Origin of the sequence: Nonomuraea sp. NPDC049400, assembly GCF_044466425.1 — a bacterium.
Taxonomy (GTDB): Bacteria; Actinomycetota; Actinomycetes; order Streptosporangiales; family Streptosporangiaceae; genus Nonomuraea.
Genome location: NZ_JBITMP010000040.1, coordinates 12463 through 34549, shown reverse-complemented (window position 1 = coordinate 34549; position 22087 = coordinate 12463). Strand labels below are relative to the sequence as shown.

22 protein-coding genes and 1 pseudogene are annotated in these 22087 nt (G+C 69.0%); 18 read left to right on the top strand and 5 right to left on the bottom strand.

Going from position 1 to position 22087, the window contains the following annotated elements; genetic code table 11:
* Positions 1 to 27: 27 nt before the first annotated feature.
* The 8 genes from ACIBVN_RS42950 (at position 28) to ACIBVN_RS42915 (ending at position 7413) form a co-directional block, all read left to right on the top strand.
* Positions 28 to 1419: a hypothetical protein gene (locus tag ACIBVN_RS42950; protein WP_397146060.1), complete on the top strand. Its 1392-nt coding sequence runs from the start codon at positions 28 to 30 to the stop codon at positions 1417 to 1419.
* Positions 1416 to 2195 (top strand): class F sortase, encoded by a 780-nt coding sequence (locus ACIBVN_RS42945; protein ID WP_397146059.1) that lies wholly within the window; start codon positions 1416 to 1418, stop codon positions 2193 to 2195. The genes ACIBVN_RS42950 and ACIBVN_RS42945 overlap by 4 nt, the downstream gene beginning before the upstream one ends.
* Positions 2196 to 2335: 140 nt before the next feature.
* Entirely contained in the window at positions 2336 to 3649 is a 1314-nt protein-coding gene (locus ACIBVN_RS42940) for a hypothetical protein (protein ID WP_397146058.1), read from the top strand.
* Between the two features lie 5 nt (positions 3650 to 3654).
* A complete protein-coding gene (locus ACIBVN_RS42935; RefSeq protein ID WP_397146057.1) occupies positions 3655 to 4422 on the top strand; it encodes a class F sortase in 768 nt (255 codons plus the stop codon).
* A gap of 43 nt (positions 4423 to 4465) precedes the next feature.
* Positions 4466 to 5134, top strand: coding sequence for a hypothetical protein (locus ACIBVN_RS42930; protein WP_397146056.1), 669 nt, complete (start codon positions 4466 to 4468; stop codon positions 5132 to 5134).
* 65 nt (positions 5135 to 5199) lie between these two features.
* Positions 5200 to 6345, top strand: a complete 1146-nt coding sequence (locus ACIBVN_RS42925; protein ID WP_397146055.1) for an acetyl-CoA C-acetyltransferase — start codon at positions 5200 to 5202, stop codon at positions 6343 to 6345.
* Positions 6346 to 6574: 229 nt separating this feature from the next.
* Positions 6575 to 6991, top strand: coding sequence for a prevent-host-death protein (locus ACIBVN_RS42920; protein ID WP_397146054.1), 417 nt, complete (start codon positions 6575 to 6577; stop codon positions 6989 to 6991).
* A gap of 218 nt (positions 6992 to 7209) precedes the next feature.
* The gene (locus tag ACIBVN_RS42915) at positions 7210 to 7413 is read left to right on the top strand and encodes a hypothetical protein (protein ID WP_397146053.1); all 204 of its coding nucleotides are present in this window, start codon (positions 7210 to 7212) and stop codon (positions 7411 to 7413) included.
* 69 nt (positions 7414 to 7482) lie between these two features.
* Here ACIBVN_RS42915 and ACIBVN_RS42910 read toward each other — a convergent pair whose 3' ends face one another.
* Positions 7483 to 7836 (bottom strand): MerR family transcriptional regulator, encoded by a 354-nt coding sequence (locus ACIBVN_RS42910; RefSeq protein ID WP_397146052.1) that lies wholly within the window; start codon positions 7834 to 7836, stop codon positions 7483 to 7485.
* A 68-nt stretch (positions 7837 to 7904) separates the two neighbouring features.
* Here ACIBVN_RS42910 and ACIBVN_RS42905 point away from each other — a divergent pair, with 68 nt between their 5' ends.
* A complete protein-coding gene (locus ACIBVN_RS42905) occupies positions 7905 to 9164 on the top strand; it encodes an MFS transporter (protein WP_397146051.1) in 1260 nt (419 codons plus the stop codon).
* Between the two features lie 299 nt (positions 9165 to 9463).
* Here the strand turns inward: ACIBVN_RS42905 and ACIBVN_RS42900 are convergent.
* A pseudogene (locus ACIBVN_RS42900) lies at positions 9464 to 10384 on the bottom strand (serine hydrolase domain-containing protein); the annotation flags it as partial.
* A gap of 129 nt (positions 10385 to 10513) precedes the next feature.
* Positions 10514 to 10969 carry an Lrp/AsnC family transcriptional regulator gene (locus ACIBVN_RS42895; protein ID WP_349446656.1) on the bottom strand — a complete coding sequence of 152 codons (456 nt, stop codon included), beginning with the start codon at positions 10967 to 10969 and terminating at the stop codon, positions 10514 to 10516.
* 81 nt (positions 10970 to 11050) lie between these two features.
* Between ACIBVN_RS42895 and ACIBVN_RS42890 the strand changes: the two genes are divergently transcribed.
* The 5 genes from ACIBVN_RS42890 (at position 11051) to ACIBVN_RS42870 (ending at position 17528) form a co-directional block, all read left to right on the top strand.
* Positions 11051 to 12280, top strand: coding sequence for an APC family permease (locus ACIBVN_RS42890; RefSeq protein WP_397146050.1), 1230 nt, complete (start codon positions 11051 to 11053; stop codon positions 12278 to 12280).
* Between the two features lie 65 nt (positions 12281 to 12345).
* Positions 12346 to 14217 (top strand): acyl-CoA dehydrogenase family protein, encoded by a 1872-nt coding sequence (locus ACIBVN_RS42885; protein ID WP_397146049.1) that lies wholly within the window; start codon positions 12346 to 12348, stop codon positions 14215 to 14217.
* A gap of 207 nt (positions 14218 to 14424) precedes the next feature.
* Positions 14425 to 15693 (top strand): extracellular solute-binding protein, encoded by a 1269-nt coding sequence (locus ACIBVN_RS42880; RefSeq protein WP_397146137.1) that lies wholly within the window; start codon positions 14425 to 14427, stop codon positions 15691 to 15693.
* 66 nt (positions 15694 to 15759) lie between these two features.
* Positions 15760 to 16644 (top strand): carbohydrate ABC transporter permease, encoded by an 885-nt coding sequence (locus ACIBVN_RS42875; RefSeq protein ID WP_397146048.1) that lies wholly within the window; start codon positions 15760 to 15762, stop codon positions 16642 to 16644.
* Entirely contained in the window at positions 16644 to 17528 is an 885-nt protein-coding gene (locus ACIBVN_RS42870; RefSeq protein WP_397146047.1) for a carbohydrate ABC transporter permease, read from the top strand. Before ACIBVN_RS42875 ends, ACIBVN_RS42870 begins: the two co-directional genes overlap by 1 nt.
* On the opposite strand, the gene ACIBVN_RS42865 is transcribed toward ACIBVN_RS42870, so the two are convergent.
* Positions 17521 to 18264, bottom strand: a complete 744-nt coding sequence (locus ACIBVN_RS42865; protein ID WP_397146046.1) for a class I SAM-dependent methyltransferase — start codon at positions 18262 to 18264, stop codon at positions 17521 to 17523. The genes ACIBVN_RS42870 and ACIBVN_RS42865 overlap by 8 nt on opposite strands.
* Before the next feature lie 124 nt (positions 18265 to 18388).
* On the opposite strand from ACIBVN_RS42865, the gene ACIBVN_RS42860 reads away from it, so the two are divergent.
* Both ACIBVN_RS42860 and ACIBVN_RS42855 read left to right on the top strand, forming a co-directional pair.
* Entirely contained in the window at positions 18389 to 18928 is a 540-nt protein-coding gene (locus ACIBVN_RS42860; RefSeq protein WP_397146045.1) for an RNA polymerase sigma factor, read from the top strand.
* Positions 18915 to 19868, top strand: a complete 954-nt coding sequence (locus ACIBVN_RS42855) for a hypothetical protein (protein ID WP_397146044.1) — start codon at positions 18915 to 18917, stop codon at positions 19866 to 19868. Before ACIBVN_RS42860 ends, ACIBVN_RS42855 begins: the two co-directional genes overlap by 14 nt.
* Here ACIBVN_RS42855 and ACIBVN_RS42850 read toward each other — a convergent pair.
* Entirely contained in the window at positions 19857 to 20879 is a 1023-nt protein-coding gene (locus tag ACIBVN_RS42850; protein ID WP_397146043.1) for an adenosine deaminase, read from the bottom strand. The two genes, ACIBVN_RS42855 and ACIBVN_RS42850, sit on opposite strands and share 12 nt — an antisense overlap.
* A 115-nt stretch (positions 20880 to 20994) precedes the next feature.
* On the opposite strand from ACIBVN_RS42850, the gene ACIBVN_RS42845 reads away from it, so the two are divergent.
* Both ACIBVN_RS42845 and ACIBVN_RS42840 read left to right on the top strand, forming a co-directional pair.
* Positions 20995 to 21543, top strand: coding sequence for a hypothetical protein (locus ACIBVN_RS42845; RefSeq protein WP_397146042.1), 549 nt, complete (start codon positions 20995 to 20997; stop codon positions 21541 to 21543).
* A gap of 31 nt (positions 21544 to 21574) precedes the next feature.
* On the top strand, positions 21575 to 22081 hold the full coding sequence (locus ACIBVN_RS42840; protein ID WP_397146041.1) for a hypothetical protein: 507 nt from the start codon (positions 21575 to 21577) through the stop codon (positions 22079 to 22081).
* The last annotated feature ends 6 nt before the right edge of the window (positions 22082 to 22087 follow it).

The window sequence follows — 22087 nt, the reverse complement described above, 5'->3', positions numbered from 1 at the left end:
CTATTTGTGGCGTGATCGGAGTCTCCCGTGAATCGGTGGCGCAAGGCGTTGATCGCCGCTTCGGTCGGATCGGTGGCGGCTTTAGGGGTGGCGGTGTTGCCCGGCGTACCCGCCGCCGCGGCGCCCGCCGACCTCGTCGTGGAGTACGACTGCACGCCGTCGACTCCCAACAGCATCGTCAGGAACGGTCCCGTACGGTTGACCACCAACCTCACCTTCGCCACGGACCTCGTGGTCGGCGACCCACTGAACTTCACCTGGAAACTGCACTACGCCGACGACTCCCGGCTGCAGTCGCCCGGCTACTTCCCGGCCGGCGGACAGGTGCACGCCACCGGGAACGTGCAGCTCCTCAGCAGCTGGCAGGGCCTCTTGCAGCCCAAGGGCAGCGCCGACCCGGAGGGCCCGCTCCGCCCCGACGACCACCTCAAGCTTCCCGAGACCATGAACGACCCTGGCCTGACCAACAAGCCCGGCACCATCACGGTCACGCCCAAGGACATCGAGCTGGACTTCACCCCGCCGGACGGCAGCGTCATCGTCAACGACGGAAACGACGCCGACAATCCCAGCGACATGGGGATCGTCTATGGGCCCGGCTGGACGTCGGTGGACGACCGTCCCACCTCTGAGCACCATGTGCACGAAGACCTGCACGAGACGACCCAGATCAACGCCTACGCCGAGCTGAAGTTCATCGGGACCGGCGTGGAGTACATCGGGCCGTACGACAAGGACGCGGGCCCCGTCGACATCTACATCGACGGGAGGAAGCGGGCCACAGTGGACCCCTCCCGGGCGGGCAACGACGTGCCCCGCAACGATGACCTCAACGGAGGCCAGACCCTGTGGACGTCTGCGCCGCTGAAGTACGGCGAGCACACCATCAGGATCGAGAACGCCTCCACCAAGTCAGCCTGGTTGGACGCCTTCCGCGTGACGACCAACACGGCCAAGACCCCTACCGGCTACCACAGCGCGATCTGCAAGCTGGCCAGCTCTCCGGTGTCGGTCGTGGTGACCGTACGAGACAAGACGGGCCCCACCGACACGGGTACGCCGACGGTCACCCCGCCCACGGAAACCCCTCCGACGGACACGTCCAGCCCGTCGCCCAGCGCGACCAACACCACGCCGAACAACCACTCCACCGACATTGGCCTGGGACATGTGGTCGTGATGCCAGCCGCGACAGGCACGAGCACGAGCACCCCCAAGACCACCGGCCCGACCGCGACCAAGTACTACAAGGCGCCGCAGGTGGCCAGGACGCCCAAGGGCGGTGTGGACACCGGCGAGGCGCCGGAACGAGAGGATCGGCCGTACGGGCTGATGGCGGCGCTCGTGATGGGCGGCGCGGGCGGCGGGCTGCTGCTGCGCCGGCGCAGGGCCGCGCACGCAGGAGGAGTTCACCGATGACCGAACAGCAGAAGACACCGATGCAGCGGGCGCAGCCCGGGCTGCTGATCGCCGGCTCGCTCGGCGGCGTCGGCCTGGTCATGGTGACCCTGCTCTCGCTGGTGCCCACCGTGGACGACGGCTCGGGCTCGCTGGCGGCGGCCCAGGACACGCCGACGCAGGTGGAGATGGCGAACGCGGGCGCGTTCGTCCTCCCGCCCACCGTGGGCCCCGGCGGCAAGAACGTCCCGCTGACCCCGGCCCGCCCCGACGCGCCCCCACCCCTCGCGGCTGCCCCGGTCGTGGCCCCGATCCCCGCGGCCAAGACCAAGACCGCCCGGGCCAAGCCGACCCGCATCAAGATCCCCAAGATCAAGGTGAACTCGCCCATCGGCTCCGTCACCTTGGACACCAAGGGCAAACTGGGCACCCCACCCTTGACCAAGCCCAACCAGACGGGCTGGTACCGCTACTCGCCGGTGCCGGGCGAGGTCGGCCCCGCGATCATCAACGGCCACGTGAGCACCCGCAAGGGTCCCGCCGTTTTTGACCGCCTACGTGAGCTGGCCAAGGGCGACCAGATCTATGTGTACCGGTCGGACGGCAAGGTCACCCGGTTCACGGTGAGCGGGATCGAGCAGGCAAGCAAGACGTCGTTCCCGACATCTCGGGTGTACGGGAACACGAAGGACTCTCAGCTGAGGCTCATCACCTGCGGTGGGGTCTTCAACCAGGCGGCGCACAGTTACACGGACAACATCGTCGTGTACGCAACGTTGTCGAAGAAGAAGAGCTGAGACGATAAGGTGTGGCGGATTTGGTCGTTTACGGGAAGTTGACAGGGACAGTTCGTAAGATCTCAACCTAACCGTGACCAACGGCTGGAATTCTGGCACGACTGTTGATACTGGCTTTGATCGGAGATGGACCCGTGCTTATGTCCCAGGCGTGGCGCCGCCTCGCCCAAAAGACGTCGGCCGTGGGGCTGGTCAGCACGCTCGTCCTCTTTGTCGGCTCGGTGTTAGCCATGTCGTCCCCGGCTCAGGCCGCCGCCGTTGAGCCGCTGAAGATTACATATAAGTGCACCGGGGGCTATCTGCCGGCAGAGTCAGTCCAGGTGACGGTCACTGCGCCCGCTTCGGTCGAGCCTTCCAAGACGGCGTCGATCAAGTGGACGTTCCCCGCGATGAAGGCGGCCAAGCCGATCGCCGCCCAGGCGTCGGTCACGACCAGCGGTGGCGACCTCACGGTGACGGGAGGCACGCCGACGCCGTTGAAGGGTAACGGTAGCGGCACGGTAAACACTGCGGTTCAGGCCGACCTGACATACACGCCGCCGGAGATGACGGCGTCTGTCAACGTGACCGCCACCACGGGCGGCAACCTGGTTCTGGCTCCGGTGACGACTACCACCAGCCCCTCGCTGACCATCACGGTGGCCGGTGAGGCGACTACTTGCACCTATACGTCGGCGACGCCCACCAGCATCTCGGTCCCCGTCCAAACCGGCGGTGGCGGCGGTAGTGGTACCGACATCGCCGAGTATGAGTGCAGAGTCGGTTCGTCCACTACCGATGTGCAGGACGTCGAGATCAAGGTTGAGTTGACGATGCCGACCTCCGCCAAGGTGGGCGAGCAGTTCGCCATCAAGTGGAAGGGCACTTACACGCAAGGCCAGGAGCTGAAGGCGCCCACCACAGGCCAGACGATCAGCGCGAAGATCTTCCCCTACGCGTCGCTGACCGGCATCAGCGGCCTGACCTCGGCCACGGGTGAGGGCACTACCGGCGCGATCACCGCTGGCCAGATCATTACACTGCCAACGACGACGACGATCGACCTCAAGTCGACCGCCAACGCCGCAGGCACCGTGACGGTGAAGCCCGGGAAGATCAATTTCGGCTCGAACGCCGCTACGGGCACCCAACCGGCAATCGAGTGCACCGTCCAGAATGAGACCGCACTCAAGTCCTACACGTTCACGGTGAGTAGCTCCACCGCTAGCCCGAGCCCCTCGCCCACCCCGAGCAGCAGCTCGCCCAAGCCCACCAAGACCAGCACCCACACGGTGACCGTCACCCCCTCCAGCAAGAAGACCACCAGGTCCAAGACGCCCAAGGCCGGTGCCGACACGGGTGGGGGCGGTGAGATCGGGCCTGACGGGCGGCTGTTCATCCTGACCGGTACCGCTCTGATCGGGGCCGCCGCCGTAGGCGGGCTGATCATGCGACGTCGTTCCATCCGGGGCTGACGCACGTGTCGGGGCACTATCCGTACGGCGGCGGCGGTGGGGCACTGCCGCCGCCACAGGACAAGGGCAGCACGGCGCTCAGGACCGTGCTGATCGTGGCGGCCATCGCCGGCGTCGTCACTGTCGTGGCCGGGCTGCTGATCGTGTTCAGGTCCCCCGAAGAGTACGGCCTGGCCAGCAACCGCGACGCCCTCAAGCTGCAGGCGCAGCCGGACGGAAAGGCCAGCGGGCAGCCCGAGCAGGCGCTTTTCCAGGCCGCTCCGGACGTGCCCCCGCCGCTGCCACAGATCAACCCCGCGCCCCCCATGATGCCCTCCACGCCCGTGCGGATCGTGATCAAGAGGCTGGGGATCAACGCGCCGGTCAAGTCGGTCGGGCTGGCCAAGGACGGGACGATCGAGGTGCCCCCGGCGAACGACCCGAACCTGGTCGGGTGGTACCGGAACATGTCCACCGCCGGTGAGGCGGGTCCGGCTGTGATGCTCGGGCACAAGGACACCAGGACACGCAGCGCCGTGTTCAGCCGGTTGGCCGAGATCAAGAACGGCGACACGATCGAGGTCAAGCGCCAGGACAAGACGACCGCGCTGTTCACCGTCGGCGGCGTCGAGCAGGCGAGCAAGAAGACGTTCCCGACCCAGCGGGTCTACGGGCCCCAGGAGAACGCCCAACTTCACCTCATCACCTGCGGCGGCTCCTACGATCGGACCATCGGGCACTACAACGACAACGTCATCGTCTACGCGACGATGACGAGCTCCTATCGAAGCTGAGATAGCTGAGAAAGCTGAAGCGCGGAGGCGGGCTATGGGCTGGATGGCGAAGCGGAGACTGCGTACTGGCCCGACGGCGGCCCTGCCCGCGAAACCGGACCCGGACGAGCTGCTGCGCATCGTACGGCTCGCGGACCCGGGCGCGCGGTGGGACGGCGACGACATCGTGGCCACCGACGTGCGGGTGTGCGCGCCCGTCGAGGCAGACACCGAGCTGGCCGGCGGCGAGCTGGAGAAGGTGTGGGCGGTCCGGGTGGCCGCCGAGGGGCCGCTGCCGCTGGACTTCTTCGACCGCTACCTCGCCGAGGGCCTGGCCTTCCGGCTCAAGGGGCTCGCGGTGTGCCGGGGCGAGGTGAGCGATCCGGCCGACGACCAGCGGAGCGGCCCCGCCGTCATCCTCCCGGTACGGCCCGGCGCCGACGAGCTGGCGCCGCTGCTCGAGCAGGACGAGGACGACGAGTTCACCTTCACGGCAGGCGACATCCGAGCCGCGCTCGTACCGCAGAAGGGGCAGCCGCCGGCCGTACAGGAGCTGCTGCCCTTCGCCACCGAGCTGACCGCGATCGAGCTGCGCGGCGACGAGCCCGCCAAGCTCGGCGCGCTGGCCCTCGAGCTGGCCGAGGCGCTGAACGGGCTGGTCGTGGACCGGTGGCGGTTCAGGGTCGACGCCGCGGAGGACCTGGTGCCGCCCGCCGGGGATCCCGCCACGTGAGCAGAACGTCGTTCTGTTGTAGTCTGCCCTTAGTAACCGAATAATGCTCGGTTTCAGGAGGCACTGTGGCAGAGGCGTACATCGTCGGGGCGGTCCGCACCCCGGTCGGCAAGAAGAAGGGCGGCCTTTCCACCGTCCACCCCACTGACCTGGCAGCTCACACGCTGAAGGCGCTGATCGACCGCACCGGCGTCGACCCCGCGGCGGTGGAGGACGTCATCATGGGGTGCGTCATGCAGTTCGGCCCCCAGAGCATGGACATCGCGCGAAATGCCTGGCTGTCGGCAGGGCTGCCCGAGACCACCGCCGGTGTCACGATCGACCGGCAGTGCGGCTCCTCGCAGCAGTCGATCCACTTCGCCGCCCAGGGCGTCATGTCCGGCACCCAGGACCTGGTGGTGGCGGCCGGTGTCGAGTCGATGAGCATCGTCCCCATGGGCTCCTCGATCACGGCCGCGCTGGAGAAGGGCATGCCGTTCCCGTTCGGCGACAAGTGGGTCGAGCGGTACGGCAAGCAGGAGATCTCGCAGTTCCGCGGCGCGGAGCTGATGTGCGAGAAGTGGGGCTACACCAGGGACACGCTGGAGCAGTACGCGCTCGAGTCCCACCAGCGGGCCGCCAAGGCGATCGCGAACGGCTACTTCAAGGACCAGATCGCCCCCGTCAACGGCGTCGAGGATGACGAGGGTCCGAGGGCCGACACGACGCTGGAGAAGATGGCCTCGCTGAAGACGCTCAAGGAGGGCGGCCAGATCACCGCCGCCACCTCCTCGCAGATCTCCGACGGCTCCGGCGCGCTGCTGATCGCCTCCGAGCAGGCGGTCAGGGACCACGGCCTGACGCCGCGGGCCCGCATCCACCAGCTCGCCCTCAAGGGCGACGACCCCGTCTACATGCTGACCGCGCCGATCCCCGCCACGCGGCTGGCTCTGCAAAAGGCCGGCATGTCGATCGACGACATCGACGTCGTGGAGATCAACGAGGCGTTCGCGCCGGTGCCGCTGGCCTGGACGCAGGAGCTCGGCGCCGACCCCGCCAAGGTCAACCCGAACGGCGGCGCCATCGCGCTCGGGCACCCCCTCGGCGGCACGGGTGCCATCCTCATGACCAAGCTGCTGCACGAGCTGGAGCGCACGGGCGGCAGGTACGGGCTGCAGACGATGTGCGAGGGCGGCGGCCAGGCCAACGTCACCATCATCGAACGACTGTGAACGAATGCGAGGCCGCCTCCAGCCGCGACGCGGGAGGCGGCGCTCGCTGACTGCCCATCCTGTGTCTTGACGGGGCTCTTGGGCGAGACGCGCCCGAACTGCACGATCGTGCGCTGGGCATCTCGGACAGCTCTCGGGTCTCCTTGCGCTTCCTGTCAAGTACGTGAAGTACTTGACGTACTTGCGCGGGGATGGCAACCTAAGGGCAAGTCGCAGTGGAGGTGCTGCCATGACCGCCGTACATTTCGATAGCTATACAGAGGCTCGTGCGCATCTGAAAGCCCTCTTGGACGCGGCCGAACGGGGCCGTGTGGCAACGGTGCGTCGTGAGTCGGCCAGAACCGCCATCGTGGACGTCGAGAGACTGCGCCACTACCTCGCAGCGGTCACTCCGTCGCGTGCGCAGGCGGTTCCCGAGGACGGCGGTTGGTCCATCTTCATTCCAGGGCTGCCGATCGCTGCGGACGGCCGGACCTTCAATGAGGCTGTCACCGAAATGGTAGCTGCGCTGCGTGAGTACGCCGAGGACTGGCAGGACCACCTGCTCGATGCGCCGAACCACCGTGAAAACTGGGGACTGGTGCAGCTGATCTGCCTCAGTGATGACGCTCAGCTGCGTGAATGGCTAGTAGGGAAGGCTCGGTGACCTGGCCCCAGCCCACACGCGAGGACCACGATCGGTTCTGTGAGATCGAAGGCTGGCGTCCAGTACGGAATGCCCGTGGAGGAACGGGAATCCACCATGTCACGTATGAACTGGATCTTCCCGATGGTCGCATCCTGAGAACTCGGATCTCTCATCCTCCCGATCGAAGCACCTACGGCCGTAGCTTGTGGGGTCATATTCTTCGTGATCAGCTACAGGTGGACGAGGCGACGTTCTGGGCCTGCGTCAAGGGCGGTGCCCTGCCTGATCGCGGAACGCCCGAGCCGCCCTCGAACGCCTTGCCCGCCGACCTCGTTCACCTGCTGATCTCCAGAGTGGGTCTGGCCGATGCCGAGGTCGCGGCGATGAGCAAAGAGGACGCCGTAGCCAGACTGCAGAAGTACTGGACCGAGGGCGTGTGACGCGACGGTCACCGGCCGCTGCACATCGCCGCAGGAGGACGCCGATCACCTCAGGAGACAGCCGGGTGACTACAGCCGGGCCGCCGATATGACGAGGTCGAGGGCTTCCCTGGACTCGCGGAGGTCCTGCATCGCACGGTCGATGCGGTCCCGCTCCCTGCGGAGCTGTCCCACCACGTCCGGGCAGGTCGGAGCCAGACGTTCGCCGTCGGGTGCCAGGCAGGGCAGCACGGTGGCGATCGTCGAGGTGCGGAGCCCGGCGGCCAGCAGGCAGCGGATGCGACGCACCGTCTCCACGTGGGCCTCGGTGTATTCGCGGTAACCGCTGGGGCGCCGCTCGGGCGCGAGCAGGCCCTGCTCTTCGTAGTAACGCAGCAGCCGCTCGCTCACGCCGGTGCGCCGGACGAGATCGCCGATCCGCATATGGTCTCCCTCACAGAGGCGCGGGCGCTGTTGACTCTCACATCCATGTGAGACTTTAGCGTACGCGCATGAGAAAGAGCATCGTGGTGCCCGCCGCGCTCATGGTCAGCGTTTTCGTCGTGGGCACGTCCGAGTACCTGATCGCGGGATTGTTGCCGCAGGTGGCCGCCGACCTGGGGGTTTCCGTGTCCACGGCGGGGCACACGGTGACGGCGTACGCCCTGGGTGTGGTGATCGGCGGGCCGCTGGTGACGATCGCGACCGTGCGGCTGCCGCGGAAGGGACTGGCGCTGGGGTTGCTGCTGCTGTTCGCCGCGGGCAACGCGATCTGCGCGACGGCCGGGTCGTACGAGCTGCTGATCGCCGGCCGGGTCGTCGCGTCCCTGAGCCACGCGGCATTCCTGACGCTGGCATTGATGGTGACCGCCGGCGTGGTCTCGAAGGAGAGGGTGGGCACGGCCATCGCGGTCGTCGGGTCGGGGTTCGCGGCGGCCACCCTGCTGGGGGTGCCCGTGGGGGTGCTGCTCGGGGACAGTGCCGGATGGCGTGCGCCGTTCGCCGTGCTGGCGGTGCTCGCGCTGGCGGTCACGGTCCTGCTCGCCGTGGTCATGCCCGAACAGGACGCCCCGGCCACCGGCGTCCGGGCCGAGCTGGGCACGGTGGTCCGGCCGAGGGTGCTGATCGTGATCGCGACCACGGCGGTCGGGCTGGCGGCGACCTCGACCGTGTTCACCTACCTCGCGCCGACGCTCACCCAGATCACCGGCTTCACCCCGGCGGGCGTCTCCACGCTGCTGCTGCTCTACGGAGCGGGCAGCCTGGTGGGCGGGCTGGTGGCGGGGCGGTTGGCCGACCGGTCGCCGGGCGTCGCCGTCCGCGGCACGTTCGGGGGGCTTGCCGCCGTGCTGGCGATCTTCCCTTTCGCGGTGACGTGGCAGCCGGCCGCGGTGCCGGCCGTGCTGGGGTTCGGGCTGCTGACCTCCGCCACCACGCCTGTGCTGCAGAGCCTGGTGCTGCGGCACGCAGGCAGCGCGCCGACTCTGGCGGTGTCGGTGAATGTGTGCGCGTTCAACATCGGCATCGCGGCCGGCTCGGCACTCGGCGGCGGTCTGGTCGCGGCGGACGGGCTGCGCTGGCTCGGGTTCGCGGCCGCCGCGCTCAGCCTGGCCGCCCTTGCGATCAGCTACGCGGCCATCCCGCGACGGCCGGTCGAGCCCGCTTTGGCGCCCCGTGCGCCGAAGCGCACCGCCCGGATCCGGGCGGCCGCCACCGCCGCACCCGACAGCGCCGCCACCACCAGCATGATCGACAGGGGCGCGGCGAAGTAGGTGAGCTGGGCCCACGTCACCGTCCGCCCGTTCATGAGGAACGAGATCAGGTCCGGGTAGGCCGCCAGCACCGCCGCGGGCAGCAGTAGTGGCACCAGTCGCAGCCACGGCCACCGTGGCCGCCTGGCCGCCCAGCGCCGGGAGCGCAGCACGCCCATGACGCCCAGGCCCGCCGCGACCGTCGCGATCGCGGCCAGCACCAGCTCGAAGAGCTGCCGGTCGCCCCCGGGCGTCTCGGGGGTCCGGCCCTCGGCCAGCGCGTTCAGCCCCTGCAGGATGGTGTACGTGTCGTCGGTCAGTGCGGCGCCGTTCGCCATGACGGCGAAGCCGTAGCCGGTCTTGGGGGAGATGGCCTCGACGGCGTTGTACGTGAACAGATTCCCGGAATGTGTGAGCAGTCCGGTTTCCCGCTCCACACCCCAGCCCATGCCGTAGTCCCGGATCTTGGTGGGCGTGTGCATGACGTCGAGACTCTGGCGCTTGACCAGCGGGCGGCCGTCGCCCGTCTGCGTGATCAGCCATTTGCCCATGTCGGCGGCGGTGGTGATGACCCCGCCCGAGCCGCTCTCGTTGAGGAAGCCGGACAGCTCGGGGCGCGGGAGCCAGGCGCCGAAGATCGAGTTGTAGCCGTCAGCCGGCCTGACGACTTGATCGCTGACGGCGCTGCCTTTCATGCCGAGCGGGCCGAACACCCGCTGCCGCAGGTAGTCACCGAACCGCTGCCCCGAGGCCACCTCCACCAGCCTGGCGGCGAGGTTGTAGTTGACGTTGCAGTACTCCCAGCGGGTGCCCGGATCGGCGCGGAGCCCGGAGCCGGCCAGCCGGGAGGTGTAGTCGGCGAGCGAGGTGGCGCTATTGACCGCGGCGATGTCGACCGTGGAGTCCGCAAGGCCGGAGGTCTGGTTCAGCAGCTGCCGCACGGTGATCTTCGCCGCCCGCGGGTCCGCCATCCTGAAGCCGGGCAGCTGCGTGGCCACCGGCTCGTCGAGCGCGATCTTGCCGCGCTCCACGAGCGTCATCACGGCCATCGCGGTGAACGACTTGCTCACCGAGGCCACCCGCATCGGGGTGTTCTCGGTGACCGCGTGGCCTTCGGAGTCGTGGCCGTACCCGGCCGCGTGCACGACCTTGCCGTTGTGCGTGACGACCACGGAGAACCCGGGCAGACCGGTGGATTCCAGCGCCTGCCGCAGGAAGGCGTCGATGGAGCCGGGCGTCATCCCGGCGGGGGCGGTACCGAACGTCAAAGCGGCCGAGAGGCCGATCAGGAGGGACTTCACGGGAGAAACCTAGAAAGGCGCCGCCCCCTTCCGGATCGGCCGACCGTCCAGTACCGCCCCTGACGAAAGTCAGGTCAGCCGCTCCGGGACGGTGTTGTGCACCTGCTGGAAGATCACCGACGTGCGGAAGCCGACGATCTCCTTGCGCTTGCTCAGCCGGTCGAGCAGGAACGAGTGCAGGTGGTCCAGGTCCTGCACCGCCACGTGCAGCAGGAAGTCGTCCCCGCCCGCCAGCACGAACACGCTGAGCACCTCCGGCATGGCCGCGGCCGACGACTTGAAGGCGTTGATCACCGCCCGGCTCAGCGGCCGTACCTGGACCATGATCATGGCCTGGACGCTCCGGTTGAGCGCGGCCGGGTCGATGTCGGCGTGGTAACCGCGGATGACGCCGCGGCGGGTGAGTGCCCTGACTCGCTCGAGGCAGGTCGAGGGCGCGATGCCGAGCTGCCGTGCGAGCTCCCTGTTGGACTGCCGCGCATCCGTTTGGAGGAGCCGTACGATCTCCGAATCAAGTTCGTCCATAGGTGGATGCTCGCACGTACTTCCGGCCAGACGTTCGGTTGGGGCGCTTTATGACCGAATGACTGCACTAATTTCGGCCGTATGACGGAACATCGGATAGGCGCGGGACAAGGCACGGCGTTGCTGGTGGGGGCGGTGCTGGGGCCGGGGATGCTGGTCCTGCCGCACCTCGCCGCCTCCGCCGCGGGGCCCGCGTCCGTGCTGGCCTGGGCGGGGCTGCTCGCGCTGAGCGTGCCCGTCGCGCTCACCTTCGCCGCGCTCGGCGCCAGGTATCCCGACGGCGGCGGCGTGGCGAGCTTCGCCGGGCTGGCGTTCGGCCGGCACGCCGCCGCCGTGGTCGGCTGGTGGTTCTACGGCGCCGTCCCCGTCGGCACCGTCGCGGGCGCGCTGATCGGCGGCCAGTACGTCGAAGCCACCCTGGGCATGAACGCCACCCTGACCGCCTGCCTGATCCTGGCCGCGGCCTTCGCCGCCAACGCCGCCGGGCTGCGCACCTCGGGGCGGTTGCAGATCGGCTTCGTCGCCCTGCTCGTCGCGCTGCTGGCCACCGCCGTGATCACCGCCGCGCCGCACGCCGACCCGGCCAACTTCACCCCCTTCGCCCCGTACGGCGCCGCCGGCGTGGCCAGCGCGGCAGGCGTGCTCATGTTCGCCTTCGTCGGCTGGGAGGCGGCCAGCCACCTGTCGGCGGAGTTCGCCGGCGGCAAGAGCGGCCTGGTCAGGGCCACCGCGGTGACCCTGGTCGTGATCGCGCTCCTGTACGTGGGCGTCTCCGTCACCTCCGTCGGCGTGCTCGGCCTCCATATGCCCGGCGTGCCGCTCACCGCGATGCTGGAGACCGGCATCGGTCCCGCCGCGCGGCCGGTCACCGGGGTGGTGGCGGTGCTGTTGACGTTCGGGGCCGTCAACACGTACATCGCCGGAGCCGCCCGGCTGGGCGCGGCCCTGGCCAGGGACGGGGCGCTGCCGGGCTGGTTCGCCAGGGGAGGGTCGCCGGGCATGACGCCGTACCGGAGCCTGGGGCTGCTCGCCGTGCTGAGCGTGCCCGTGCTGGTGTGGGCGGTGGACCTGGACCTGCTCATGCGGGCCACCTCGGCGTGCCTGGCCGCAGTCACGGTCGCGGGCGTGGCGGCGGCTGTGCGGATGTTGCCCGCGGGGCGGCACAGGATCACCGCCGTCGTGGGCGCGGGGCTGTCGCTCGTGGCGCTGACGTTCTGCGGCGCCTATCTCGTGGTGCCCGCCGTGCTGGCCCTGGTTGCGCTCGCGGTCCTGAAAGCGAATGCTCGCCGTTCGTACAAATTCCGGCTATAAACAGCGCAGGGCGCCGTCAGGCGGGCAGTACTCATAGCACAGACGGCGCATCGTCGGGAGGTGCTATGACCGAGCACGCCAAGTACGCGGAGTCCAGGGAGGTCGGCGAGCAGGCCCGCGAGAAGGAGTGGACGCGGCCCAGCTTCGCCAAGCAGCTCTTCCTCGGTGACTTCCGGCTGGATCTGGTGCATCCCGTGCCGGCGCTGTCCGACGAGGCGACCAAGCGAGGCGAGGAGTTCGTCAGGGCGGTGCGGCGCTACCTCGACACGAACGTCGACCCGGCGCTCATCGAGCGGACCGCGCAGGTGCCCGACGAGGTGGTGAAGGGGCTGGCGGAGCTCGGGGCGTTCGGGATCACGATCAGCGAGCAGTACGGCGGGCTCGGCCTGTCGTACCTGTATTACTGCCGCGCTCTCATGCTCGTCGGCTCGTACTGCCCGGCGCTGGCCACGCTGCTGTCGGCGCACCAGTCGATCGGGGTGCCGCAGCCGCTCAAAATGTTCGGCACCGAGGAGCAGAAGCGGGAGTTCCTGCCGAGGTGCGCGCGGGGCGAGATATCCGCGTTCCTGCTGACCGAGCCCGACGTCGGCTCCGACCCCGCCCGCCTGTCCACCACCGCGGTGCGCGACGGCGACGACTACGTGATCGACGGCGTCAAGCTGTGGACGACGAACGGCGTGGTCGCCGAACTGCTCGTGGTCATGGCCAGGACCGGCAAGAAGATCAGCGCGTTCGTGGTCGAGGCCGACTCTCCCGGCATCACGGTCAAACGGCGCAACGGCTTCATGGGGTTGCGCGGGATCGAGAACGGGGTCACCGAGTTCTCCCAGGTCAGGGTGCCTGCCAAGAACATGATCGGGCACGAGGGGCAGGGGCTGAAGATCGCCCTCACCACGCTCAACACCGGCCGCCTGTCGCTCCCGGCCACCTGCGCGGGCAACGCCAAGTGGGCCGTCAAGATCGCCCGCGAGTGGGGCAACGAGCGCGTGCAGTGGGGGCGCAAGGTCGGCCGGCACGAGGCCGTGGCCACGAAGATCTCCTTCATCGCGGCCACCGCGTACGCCCTCGAAGCCGTCTGCGAGCTCACCAGCCGCCTGGCCGACGACCAGCGCAACGACATCAGGATCGAGGCGGCGCTGGCCAAGCTCTACGCGTCGGAGCTGTCGTACCAGGCGCTCGACGAACTGGTCCAGATGAGGGGCGGGCGCGGCTACGAGACCGCCGAGTCGCTCGTGGCGCGCGGCGAGCGCGGCGTGCCCGCCGAGCAGATGCTGCGCGACTCCCGCATCAACCGCATCTTCGAGGGCTCCTCGGAGATCATGCGCCTGATGATCACGCGCGAGGCGGTGGACGCGCACCTGTCGGCCGCGGGGGAGCTGGTCAACCCGGAGGCCTCCCGCCAGGAACGCGCGCAGGCCCTGCGCAGGGCCAGCCGCTTCTACGCCAAGTGGCTGCCCACGCTGGTGGCCGGCACCGGAAACCTGCCCACGTCGTACGGCGACTTCGGCCCGCTGGCCCAGCACCTGCGCTTCGTGGAGCGGACCAGCAGGAAGCTGGCCAGGTCCACCTTCTACGGCATGTCCCGCTGGCAGGGCAAGCTGGAGCACAAGCAGTCGTTCCTCGGCAGGATCGTGGACATCGGGGCCGAGCTGTTCGCCATGACGGCCGCCTGCGTCAAGGCGGCGGAGGACGCCGCGGACCTGGGACGCCGGCCGTACGAGCTGGCCGACACCTTCTGCCACCAGGCAAGACACCGCGTGGACTCGCTGTTCGAGCGGCTCTGGGACAACACCGACGCGGGCGACGCGCGGCTGGCCGAGTACGTGCTCGACGGCCGCTACGACTTCCTCGAGGAGGGCATACTCGACCCGTCCGTCGAGGGGCCGTGGATCGGCACGCCGCAGGGCGGGGAGAGCGTGCGGAGAAAGATCCTCTGACGCCCGGTCTAGACCGGTTGTGAGGCTTTTCCGGTCTCGATGTTTTCAAACTGATACGAGCCGGTATAGACCGGCTCCTTGAGCCAGGCTTACGCTGGCGCAAACGCGTCGGGCCTTGTGCTCGTGCGCCTCATCCCCCAGGGCGGGGTCCGTCAGCTGGTACGGACCAGCGACCCGTCCGACGAGAAGGCGGTATCTCCAGTGAACATGAAGCTTGTGGGCGGCGCCGCTCTCGGCCTTGCCGCGATGCTGGTCCTGTCCAGTTGCGGATCGGGCGGCTCCGGTGGTTCCGGTGGCGACGACAAGGCGTCGGGCGGCGGGCAGGTCACGCTCAAGATGGTCGCCGCCGACTACGGCGACGGCCCCGGCAAGCCGAACTCAGGCGAGACGTTCTGGAAGGGCGTCACCGACGAGTTCACCAAGGCCAACCCGAACATCAAGGTCGACGTCCAGGTCATCAACTGGAACGACATCGACAAGCAGGTCGCCACCATGGTCCAGAACGGCCAGGTGCCCGACATCCTGCAGACCGGCGACTACTCCGGCTTCGTCAAGGACCAGCTGCTCTACAAGGTGGACGAGGTGCTGTCGCCGAACGTCTCGGGCGACATGCTGCAGAAGTTCGCCGAGTTCGGCAAGGTCGACGGCACCGCGTACGGCATCCCGTTCGTCTCCTCCGCCCGCGCCCTGTTCTACAACAAGGACCTGTTCGAGAAGGCCGGCATCGCCGAGCCGCCGAAGACGTGGGACGAGCTCAAGGCCGACGCCGAGAAGCTGAAGAAGGCCGGCGTCACGCAGCCGTTCGGCCTGCCGCTCGGCCAGGAGGAGGCGCAGGGCGAGTCGTTCCTGTGGATGCTCGGCAACGGCGGCGGCTACAAGGACGCCTCCGGCAAGTGGGCGATCAACTCGCCGCAGAACGTCGAGACGTTCACGTACATGAAGGGCCTGGTCGACGCGGGCCTGACCACCCCCAACCCGGGCACCAAGGACCGTAAGACGGTCTGGGAGGACTTCGGCGCGGGCAAGGTCGGCATGGTCAACGGCGGCCCCATGTCCATCCCGATCTTCGACGCGGCCGGGCTGAAGAACTACGGCGTCGCGCCCATCCCCGGCAAGACCGGCCCGCTCGACACCACGCTCGGCGTCATGGACTGGATCATGGCGTTCAACAAGAACGGCCACGCCGCCGAGATCAAGAAGTTCTTCGACTTCTTCTACACCAGCGACGCCGCGCAGAAGATCTCCGACACCTACAAGCTGCTGCCCGTCACCAACGGCGGCATCAAGAAGCTGGAAGGCGACGAGAAGCTCAAGCCGTTCCTCGACGCGCTGCCGAACGCCAGCTTCTACCCGTTCCAGGACCCCAAGTGGGCCGAGGTGAACCCGGCGATCAAGCAGACGATCGGCGGGGCCGTCAAGGACGACCCGGCCAAGGTCCTCGGTGAGCTGCAGAAGACCGCCGAGTCGGCCGGCTGATCGATCGGGGGCCCGTGCGGCCGGCGCTCTCACCGGTGCCGGCCGCACCGTCTTGGAAGGTTGCTCATGAGAAGGTTGCGCGCCCTCGAGCCCCTCGCGTGGGTGGGGCCCGCCGTGGTGCTGATCGCGCTGGTCGTGCTCTGGCCCGTGATCGAGATGATCAGGTCGTCGTTCCTCAAGATCAGCCGGTTCGGCGTGGTCCAGGGGAGCAACGGGTTCGCGAACTACGAGAAGCTGTTCGGCGAGAAGGACTTCGCCGACATCATGGTCCGCAGCGTGATCTGGGTGGTCGCGGTCGTCGCGCTCACCGTGCTGATCTCGCTGGCCCTCGCCCAGCTGTTCAACCAGCGCTTCCCGCTGCGCAAGGTGGCCCGGTGGGCGCTGATCGCGCCGTGGGCCGCGTCCGTGCTGATGACGGCGATCATCTTCAAGTGGATGCTCGACCCCGAGGTCGGCGTGATCAACCAGATCCGCCTGAAGCTGGGGCTGATCGACGCGATGGGCGGGGCCGCGGCCGACCAGCTCGGCGACGCCTCCACGGCGATGCCGTGGCTGGTGTTCGTGGCCGTCTTCGTGTCGGTGCCGTTCACCACGTACGCGCTGCTGGCCGGGCTGGCGACGATCCCCGCCGACGTATATGAGGCGGCCAAGATGGACGGAGCCGGACGGTTCCGTACGTACTGGTCGATCACGCTGCCGCTGCTGCGCCCCGCGCTCACCGTGGCGGCCCTCATCAACGTCATGAACGTCTTCAACAGTTTCCCGATCATCTGGGCCATGACGCACGGCCAGCCGGGCTACTCCACCGCCACCTCGACGATCCTCATGTTCATCCTCAAGGGCTCCAACATCGGCGAATCGGCGGCCATGTCCGTCGTCAACTTCGGCATGGTGATCATCCTGACCGCGATCTTCCTCAAGGTCTCGCGCTGGAACAAGGAGGTGGCGTGATGGCCGTGAACACGATGCGCCCGCCCGCCACCAGGCCGCGCCAGCACGTCAGGCCGGTCGCGCGGCGCGGGATGCCGCGTCTCAAGACCGTGGTCGTCGCGGCCGCCGCCTACGTCATCGCGCTCATCTTCCTGTTCCCGTACGTGGTGATGCTGCTCACCTCGCTGCGCGCCCAGGACTCGCTGCGCGAGGTGACGTTCTGGCCGAAGGAGTGGGTCTGGTCCAACCTCGCCAACTTCTGGAGCAGCGGCCTGGCGGGCAACCTGTGGGTGACGCTCAAAGTCGCCGGCGGCTCGACCCTGCTGGTGCTGCTGGTGGCGCTGCCCGCCGCGTACTACTCGGCCAGGCATCAGTTCAGGGGGCGTACGGCGTTCCTGATCCTGGTGCTGATCACCCAGATGTTCCAGCCGACGGCCATGCTGGTGGGCATCTACCGCGAGTTCTACCAGTTCGGCCTGGTGGACTCGACCTGGTCGCTGATCCTGGTCAACGCCGGGTTCAACCTGGCGTTCGCGGTGTGGATCCTGAACGCGTACTTCGCCTCGATCCCGCGCGAGCTGGAGGAGGCCGCGTTCATCGACGGGAACGGGCGCTTCGGCGCGCTGTTCAGGATCACACTGCCGCTGGCCATGCCCGGTGTCATCACGGCGCTGATCTTCACGTTCATCGCCGCGTGGAACGAGTTCGTGGTCGCGCTGACCCTGACCACGACGCCGGAGAACCAGCCGCTCACGGTGGCTCTCAACTCGTTCATCGGCCAGTATCAGGTCGACTGGCAGAACCTGTTCGCCGGCTCGGTGATCGCCACCATCCCCGTGATCATCCTTTTCGCGTTGATCGAGCGGAAGGTGGTCGGCGGCCTGACGGCCGGCTCCATCAAGTGAGCGGCTGCGGGACCCGCGCCACGCAGAAGACGGTCTGGCCGAATGGTGGCCTGATGAACCGCTCGATGAAGCGGGTCGTCGGGACCACCGTGCGGTCGTAGATCTTGACCAGGCGCGGGTCGGGGTAGCCGACGCCGCCCCGGCGCACGGCCGCCCACCAGGCGATGCCGCCCAGGAAGTTGATCGGCTTGAGCACCTCGACGTCGAGGCCCGCCCTGGCGACCGTCGCGCCCAGCGTCTTGGGCGTGTAGCGCTGGACGTGGCCCACCTTGCGGTCGAAGTCGCCGTAGAGCTGCGGGTAGCCGGGCACCCAGATGATGATCCGCCCGCCCGGCAGCGTGACGCGGGCCAGCGAGCGCAGCGCCTCGGCGTCGTCCTCGATGTGCTCGAGGACGTTCATCATGACGACGGTGTCGACCTTGTCCTCGAGCGGGATGTCGGTGGGCAGCCCGAACTGCAGGACGCTGATGTCGTCGCGGTCGGCGAAGCGCTTGTCCAACTGCTCGACGCAGTAGGGGTCGAAGTCGCTCACGACGAGCCTGTCGAGGCGCGGCAGGAACTGCTCGGCGAAGTGGCCCAGCCCCGAGCCGATCTCCAGCATCGAACGGCCGACATGCGGGGCGACCATGTCGAACTCGTACTGCCGATAGTTCTTGGCCTCGTCGCCACCTAGGTGGTTCTCCAAGGCCTCGTCACCGGCCGCCGGTTGCACTACACGGTCATACCCAGAAGACATTGTCCAGTTCCTTCGAGGGAGCTCATGGATTGCCCGAGTCTAATGCCCCGATCAACGGTGGGGTCACTTGACGTATGAATGCCTCTTCCGCACGGGCCTCGGATGAGGTGGAATCTGACTCGCCATGAACGACGACGAGGCTGTCGAGCGCTCGCTCGCCGGTGACTTATCCGCCTATGAGGCGTTGGTCACCCGCTACAGCGCGCTCGCCCACCGTACCGCTTCCATGCTGGGGGCGGGGGACGAAGCCGAGGACGTCGTGCAGGAGGCGTTCGTCAAGGCGTTCCGGCACCTGGCGAGCTTCCGCAGGGACGCGCCCTTCCGCCCGTGGCTGCTGCGGATCGTGGCCAACGAGACCCACAACCTGACCCGGTCGCGGGGGCGCCGCTCCGAGCTGACCCTGCGGCTGGGCGCCACGGCCGCCGTGAGCGCGCCCGACGACCCCGAGGGCGCGGCGGTGGCCACCGACCGTCGGTCCCGGCTGCTGGAGGCGGTACGGCGGCTGCCCGAACGGGAACGCCAGGCTGTCGTCTGCCGGTACTTCTTACAGCTGACCGAGGCGGAGACGGCGCAGGTGCTCGACTGGCCCGTCGGCACCGTCAAGTCCAGCACGCATCGGGGGCTGGCCCGGCTGAGGGAGGAGGTGGGCAATGAACTCGCGTGAGCCTTTCGACGACCTGGAGGCCGAACTCCTGGCGCTCGGGGACCTCCTGGACGTCCCCGACCCACCGCCCGCCGACGTCGCCGCCACCGTCCGCGCCCGCCTCGAGGCGGAGATCCGCGACACCCCCGCCGCCACGTCCGCGGACGCCGCCCCAGGTGACACCACGCCTGCTGAAGCCGTTCCCGTAGCGCCGCCCACCGCTCACGGCGTCATTCCTGGCGACGAGCGCGCCGACGGCGGTGCCGGTGAGGGTGGTGAGCCCGGCGCAGGTCCCGATCCGGCGCATGGCCCCCTCCGACCGCGCCCCGGGGCGCCGGGCCGGCGGGAGGATGGCCGGCGGCCGCCGGCGCGACGTGGCCGGCGGGCGAAGTGGAAGATCGTCACGGCCGTCGTGCTCGTCGTCATCGCCATCACGGCCGCCACCCCTCAGGGCCGGGCGGCGGTGGTGAGGATCCTGCGGTTCGCCGGGATCGAGCTCCAGATCGGCGACACGCCGCCCAAGGCCGTCACCACTGCCGCGCCCATGCCCGGCCAGCACACCGTGACGCCGGACAAGGTCGCGGGTGAGGTGAAGTTCCAGGTCAAGACCCCGAAGGCGCTCGGTGACCCGCGCAGCGTCACGGTGGCCGACAACGGCAAGGTCGTGTCGATGTTCTGGCCGGACGGCGTCCGGCTCGACCAGTTCGACGGCGGCCTGGACCCGGTGTTCTTCAAGAAGCTCGGCCCACCGTGGCCCGACTACGTCAAGGTCGGTCCGTACAACGCCTGGTGGGTGCCGGGGTCGCACCCTCTCGGCTACATCCAGCGCCAGGACGGCACCGAGGTGCCCCTGCGCCAGGCCGGCCCCACCCTCATCTGGCAGCAGGACACGCTGAGCTACCGCTTGGAAGGCCTCAAGACCAAGGACGAGGCCGTACGCGTCGCCACGTCACTGCAGTGAGCCCGTCAGCCAGTCGTCCACGCCCTTGAGCAGCTCCTTGCGTACCGGATCGGGGGCCGCGGACGAGCGGATGGACTGGCGGGCCAGCTCGGCCAGCTCCGCGTCGCTGAAGCCGTAAACCTCCCGAGCCAGCTCGTACTGCCGCAACAGCCGCGAGCCAAAGAGCAACGGGTCATCGGACCCCAAAGCGATCGGCACCCCCGCGTCGAACAGCCGCCGCACCGGCACGTTGGCGGCCTCCTCGGCCACCCCGAGCCCGACGTTCGAGGTGGGGCAGACCTCGCAGCAGATCTGCCGGTCGGCCAGCCGCTCCATCAGCCACGCGTCCTCCGCCGCCCGCACGCCGTGCCCGACGCGATCGGCTCCCAGGTCGTCCACGCACTGCGCGACGCTGCGCGGCCCCAGCAACTCGCCCCCGTGCGGCACGGCCAGCAGCCCGCCGCGCTTGGCGATCCGGAACGCCCGCTCGAAGTCCCTGGCCTCGCCCCGGCGCTCGTCGTTGGACAGCCCGAACCCCACCACGCCCTTGCCGGCGTATTGGGTGGCGAGCCTGGCCAGCGTGTTCGCGTCGAGCGGGTGGCGGGTCCTGTTGGCCGCCACGACCACCGCGATCCCGATCCCCGCGTGCTCGGCGGCCTGGCGCGCCGCGTCCAGCGTCAGCTCAAGCGTGGCCGTCAGCCCGCCGAAGCGCTGCGCGTACCCCGACGGGTCCACCTGGATCTCCAGCCACCGCGACCCGGCCGCCGCCTCGTCCTCGGCCGTCTCGCGCAGCAGCCGGTAGACGTGCTCCGGCTGGGTCAGCACGGACCTGGCGATGTCGTACAGCCGCTGGAACCTGAACCACCCGCGCTCGTCCGTGGCGCGCAGCTTGGGCGGCCAGTCCTCCTCCAGCGCGTCCGGCAGATGCAGCCCTTGGTCCCTGGCCAGCTCGATCAGCGTGGAATGTCGCATCGATCCGGTGAAGTGCAGGTGAAGGTGGGCCTTGGGTAGCGCGATCAGGGGCCTTGCCATTGACATATCTTGCCACTACGCCATGGGGTCGACGGCCTGGCCGAGTTGAGGAAAATCGCGAAGGGCATCCGGGCGATCAAGTGATGGGCGGGGCGTAACTGGGGATCAAGAATGCATGATCCCTGAGGAGCCTGGCGGCATCGGACAGGGACGGCGTGCGGCGCTCGCGGGCCTGGCGTTCGGGGTGGCGGCTCTGATCGTCTACGGGCTCTTCTCCTCGGGCTTCGGGCGCCCGCGGCCCGTCGCCGGAGTCGCCGCCGGGGTCGCCGCCGTCCCCGTACAGACCCCGCCGGAGGCCATCCCCGCCGTGGTCTCCCACGACTTCTGGATCACTTACCTGCCCGCCGGGCTGGCGCGCAGCGGCGGGGGAGCGATCAAGCCCAGGGGGGCCTGGGCCAGGTTCAGCTCGGGCGACCGGTATGTTGAGGCCCAGGTCGAGCCCGCCGCCGACTGGGCGAGCTACCGCAGGCGGGACACCGTGCTGGACGCCCGCGCCACCCTCGTGCGCGGCAGGCCCGCCGTGGCGGGCCGGCATCCGAACGGCGGCCGGCTGATCGTCTGGCTGGAGCGCGCGGGCACGGGCGCGTGGATCCGGGTCAGCGAGTCCCTCGGCCGCGAACTGGTTGCGATTGCCGCTTCCGTCAAAGGTCCTGTAGGAGACTAGGAGCCTTTTCCGCGACTTTCTGGGGGGACCGATGCGGCGTCTGGCAGCGGCGCTCCTCATATTCGCGCTGGCCGCGTGCGGCGGCGACGACATGCCCGTGTCCGAGCCCGAGTCTCACGCCATGCCGCCGCCCACGCCCGTGCCACAGGAGGGCCGCTCGCTGGCCTGCGGGCCGACCGACGTGAAGCTGCCCGACATGCCGGAGGGGCTGACCAGGACGGGCTCGTTCGCCCGGCTGGGGTCGCTCACCCGGCGGCTCGAGGTCAACGGCCTGATCTGGCGGGAGAGCGACGAGGAGCTGTACGTCGGCGTCGTCTGCGGGGTGCGGACCGCCGAGCAGTTCGTCACCCTGGTCGCCAGGTCGACGCTGACGGTGTACAAGGGCAGGCCGGCACTGCGCTGGACCACGCGTACCGGCCTGCGTAACTTCATGTGGCTGGAGCGGCCGGGCACCGCGGTCTACATCGCCGCGACGCCCGGCCTGGCAGCCGAGATCAAGCGGATCGCCGCCGGGGTAACCCTCAGCCCCGCGCCCTGACGGCCG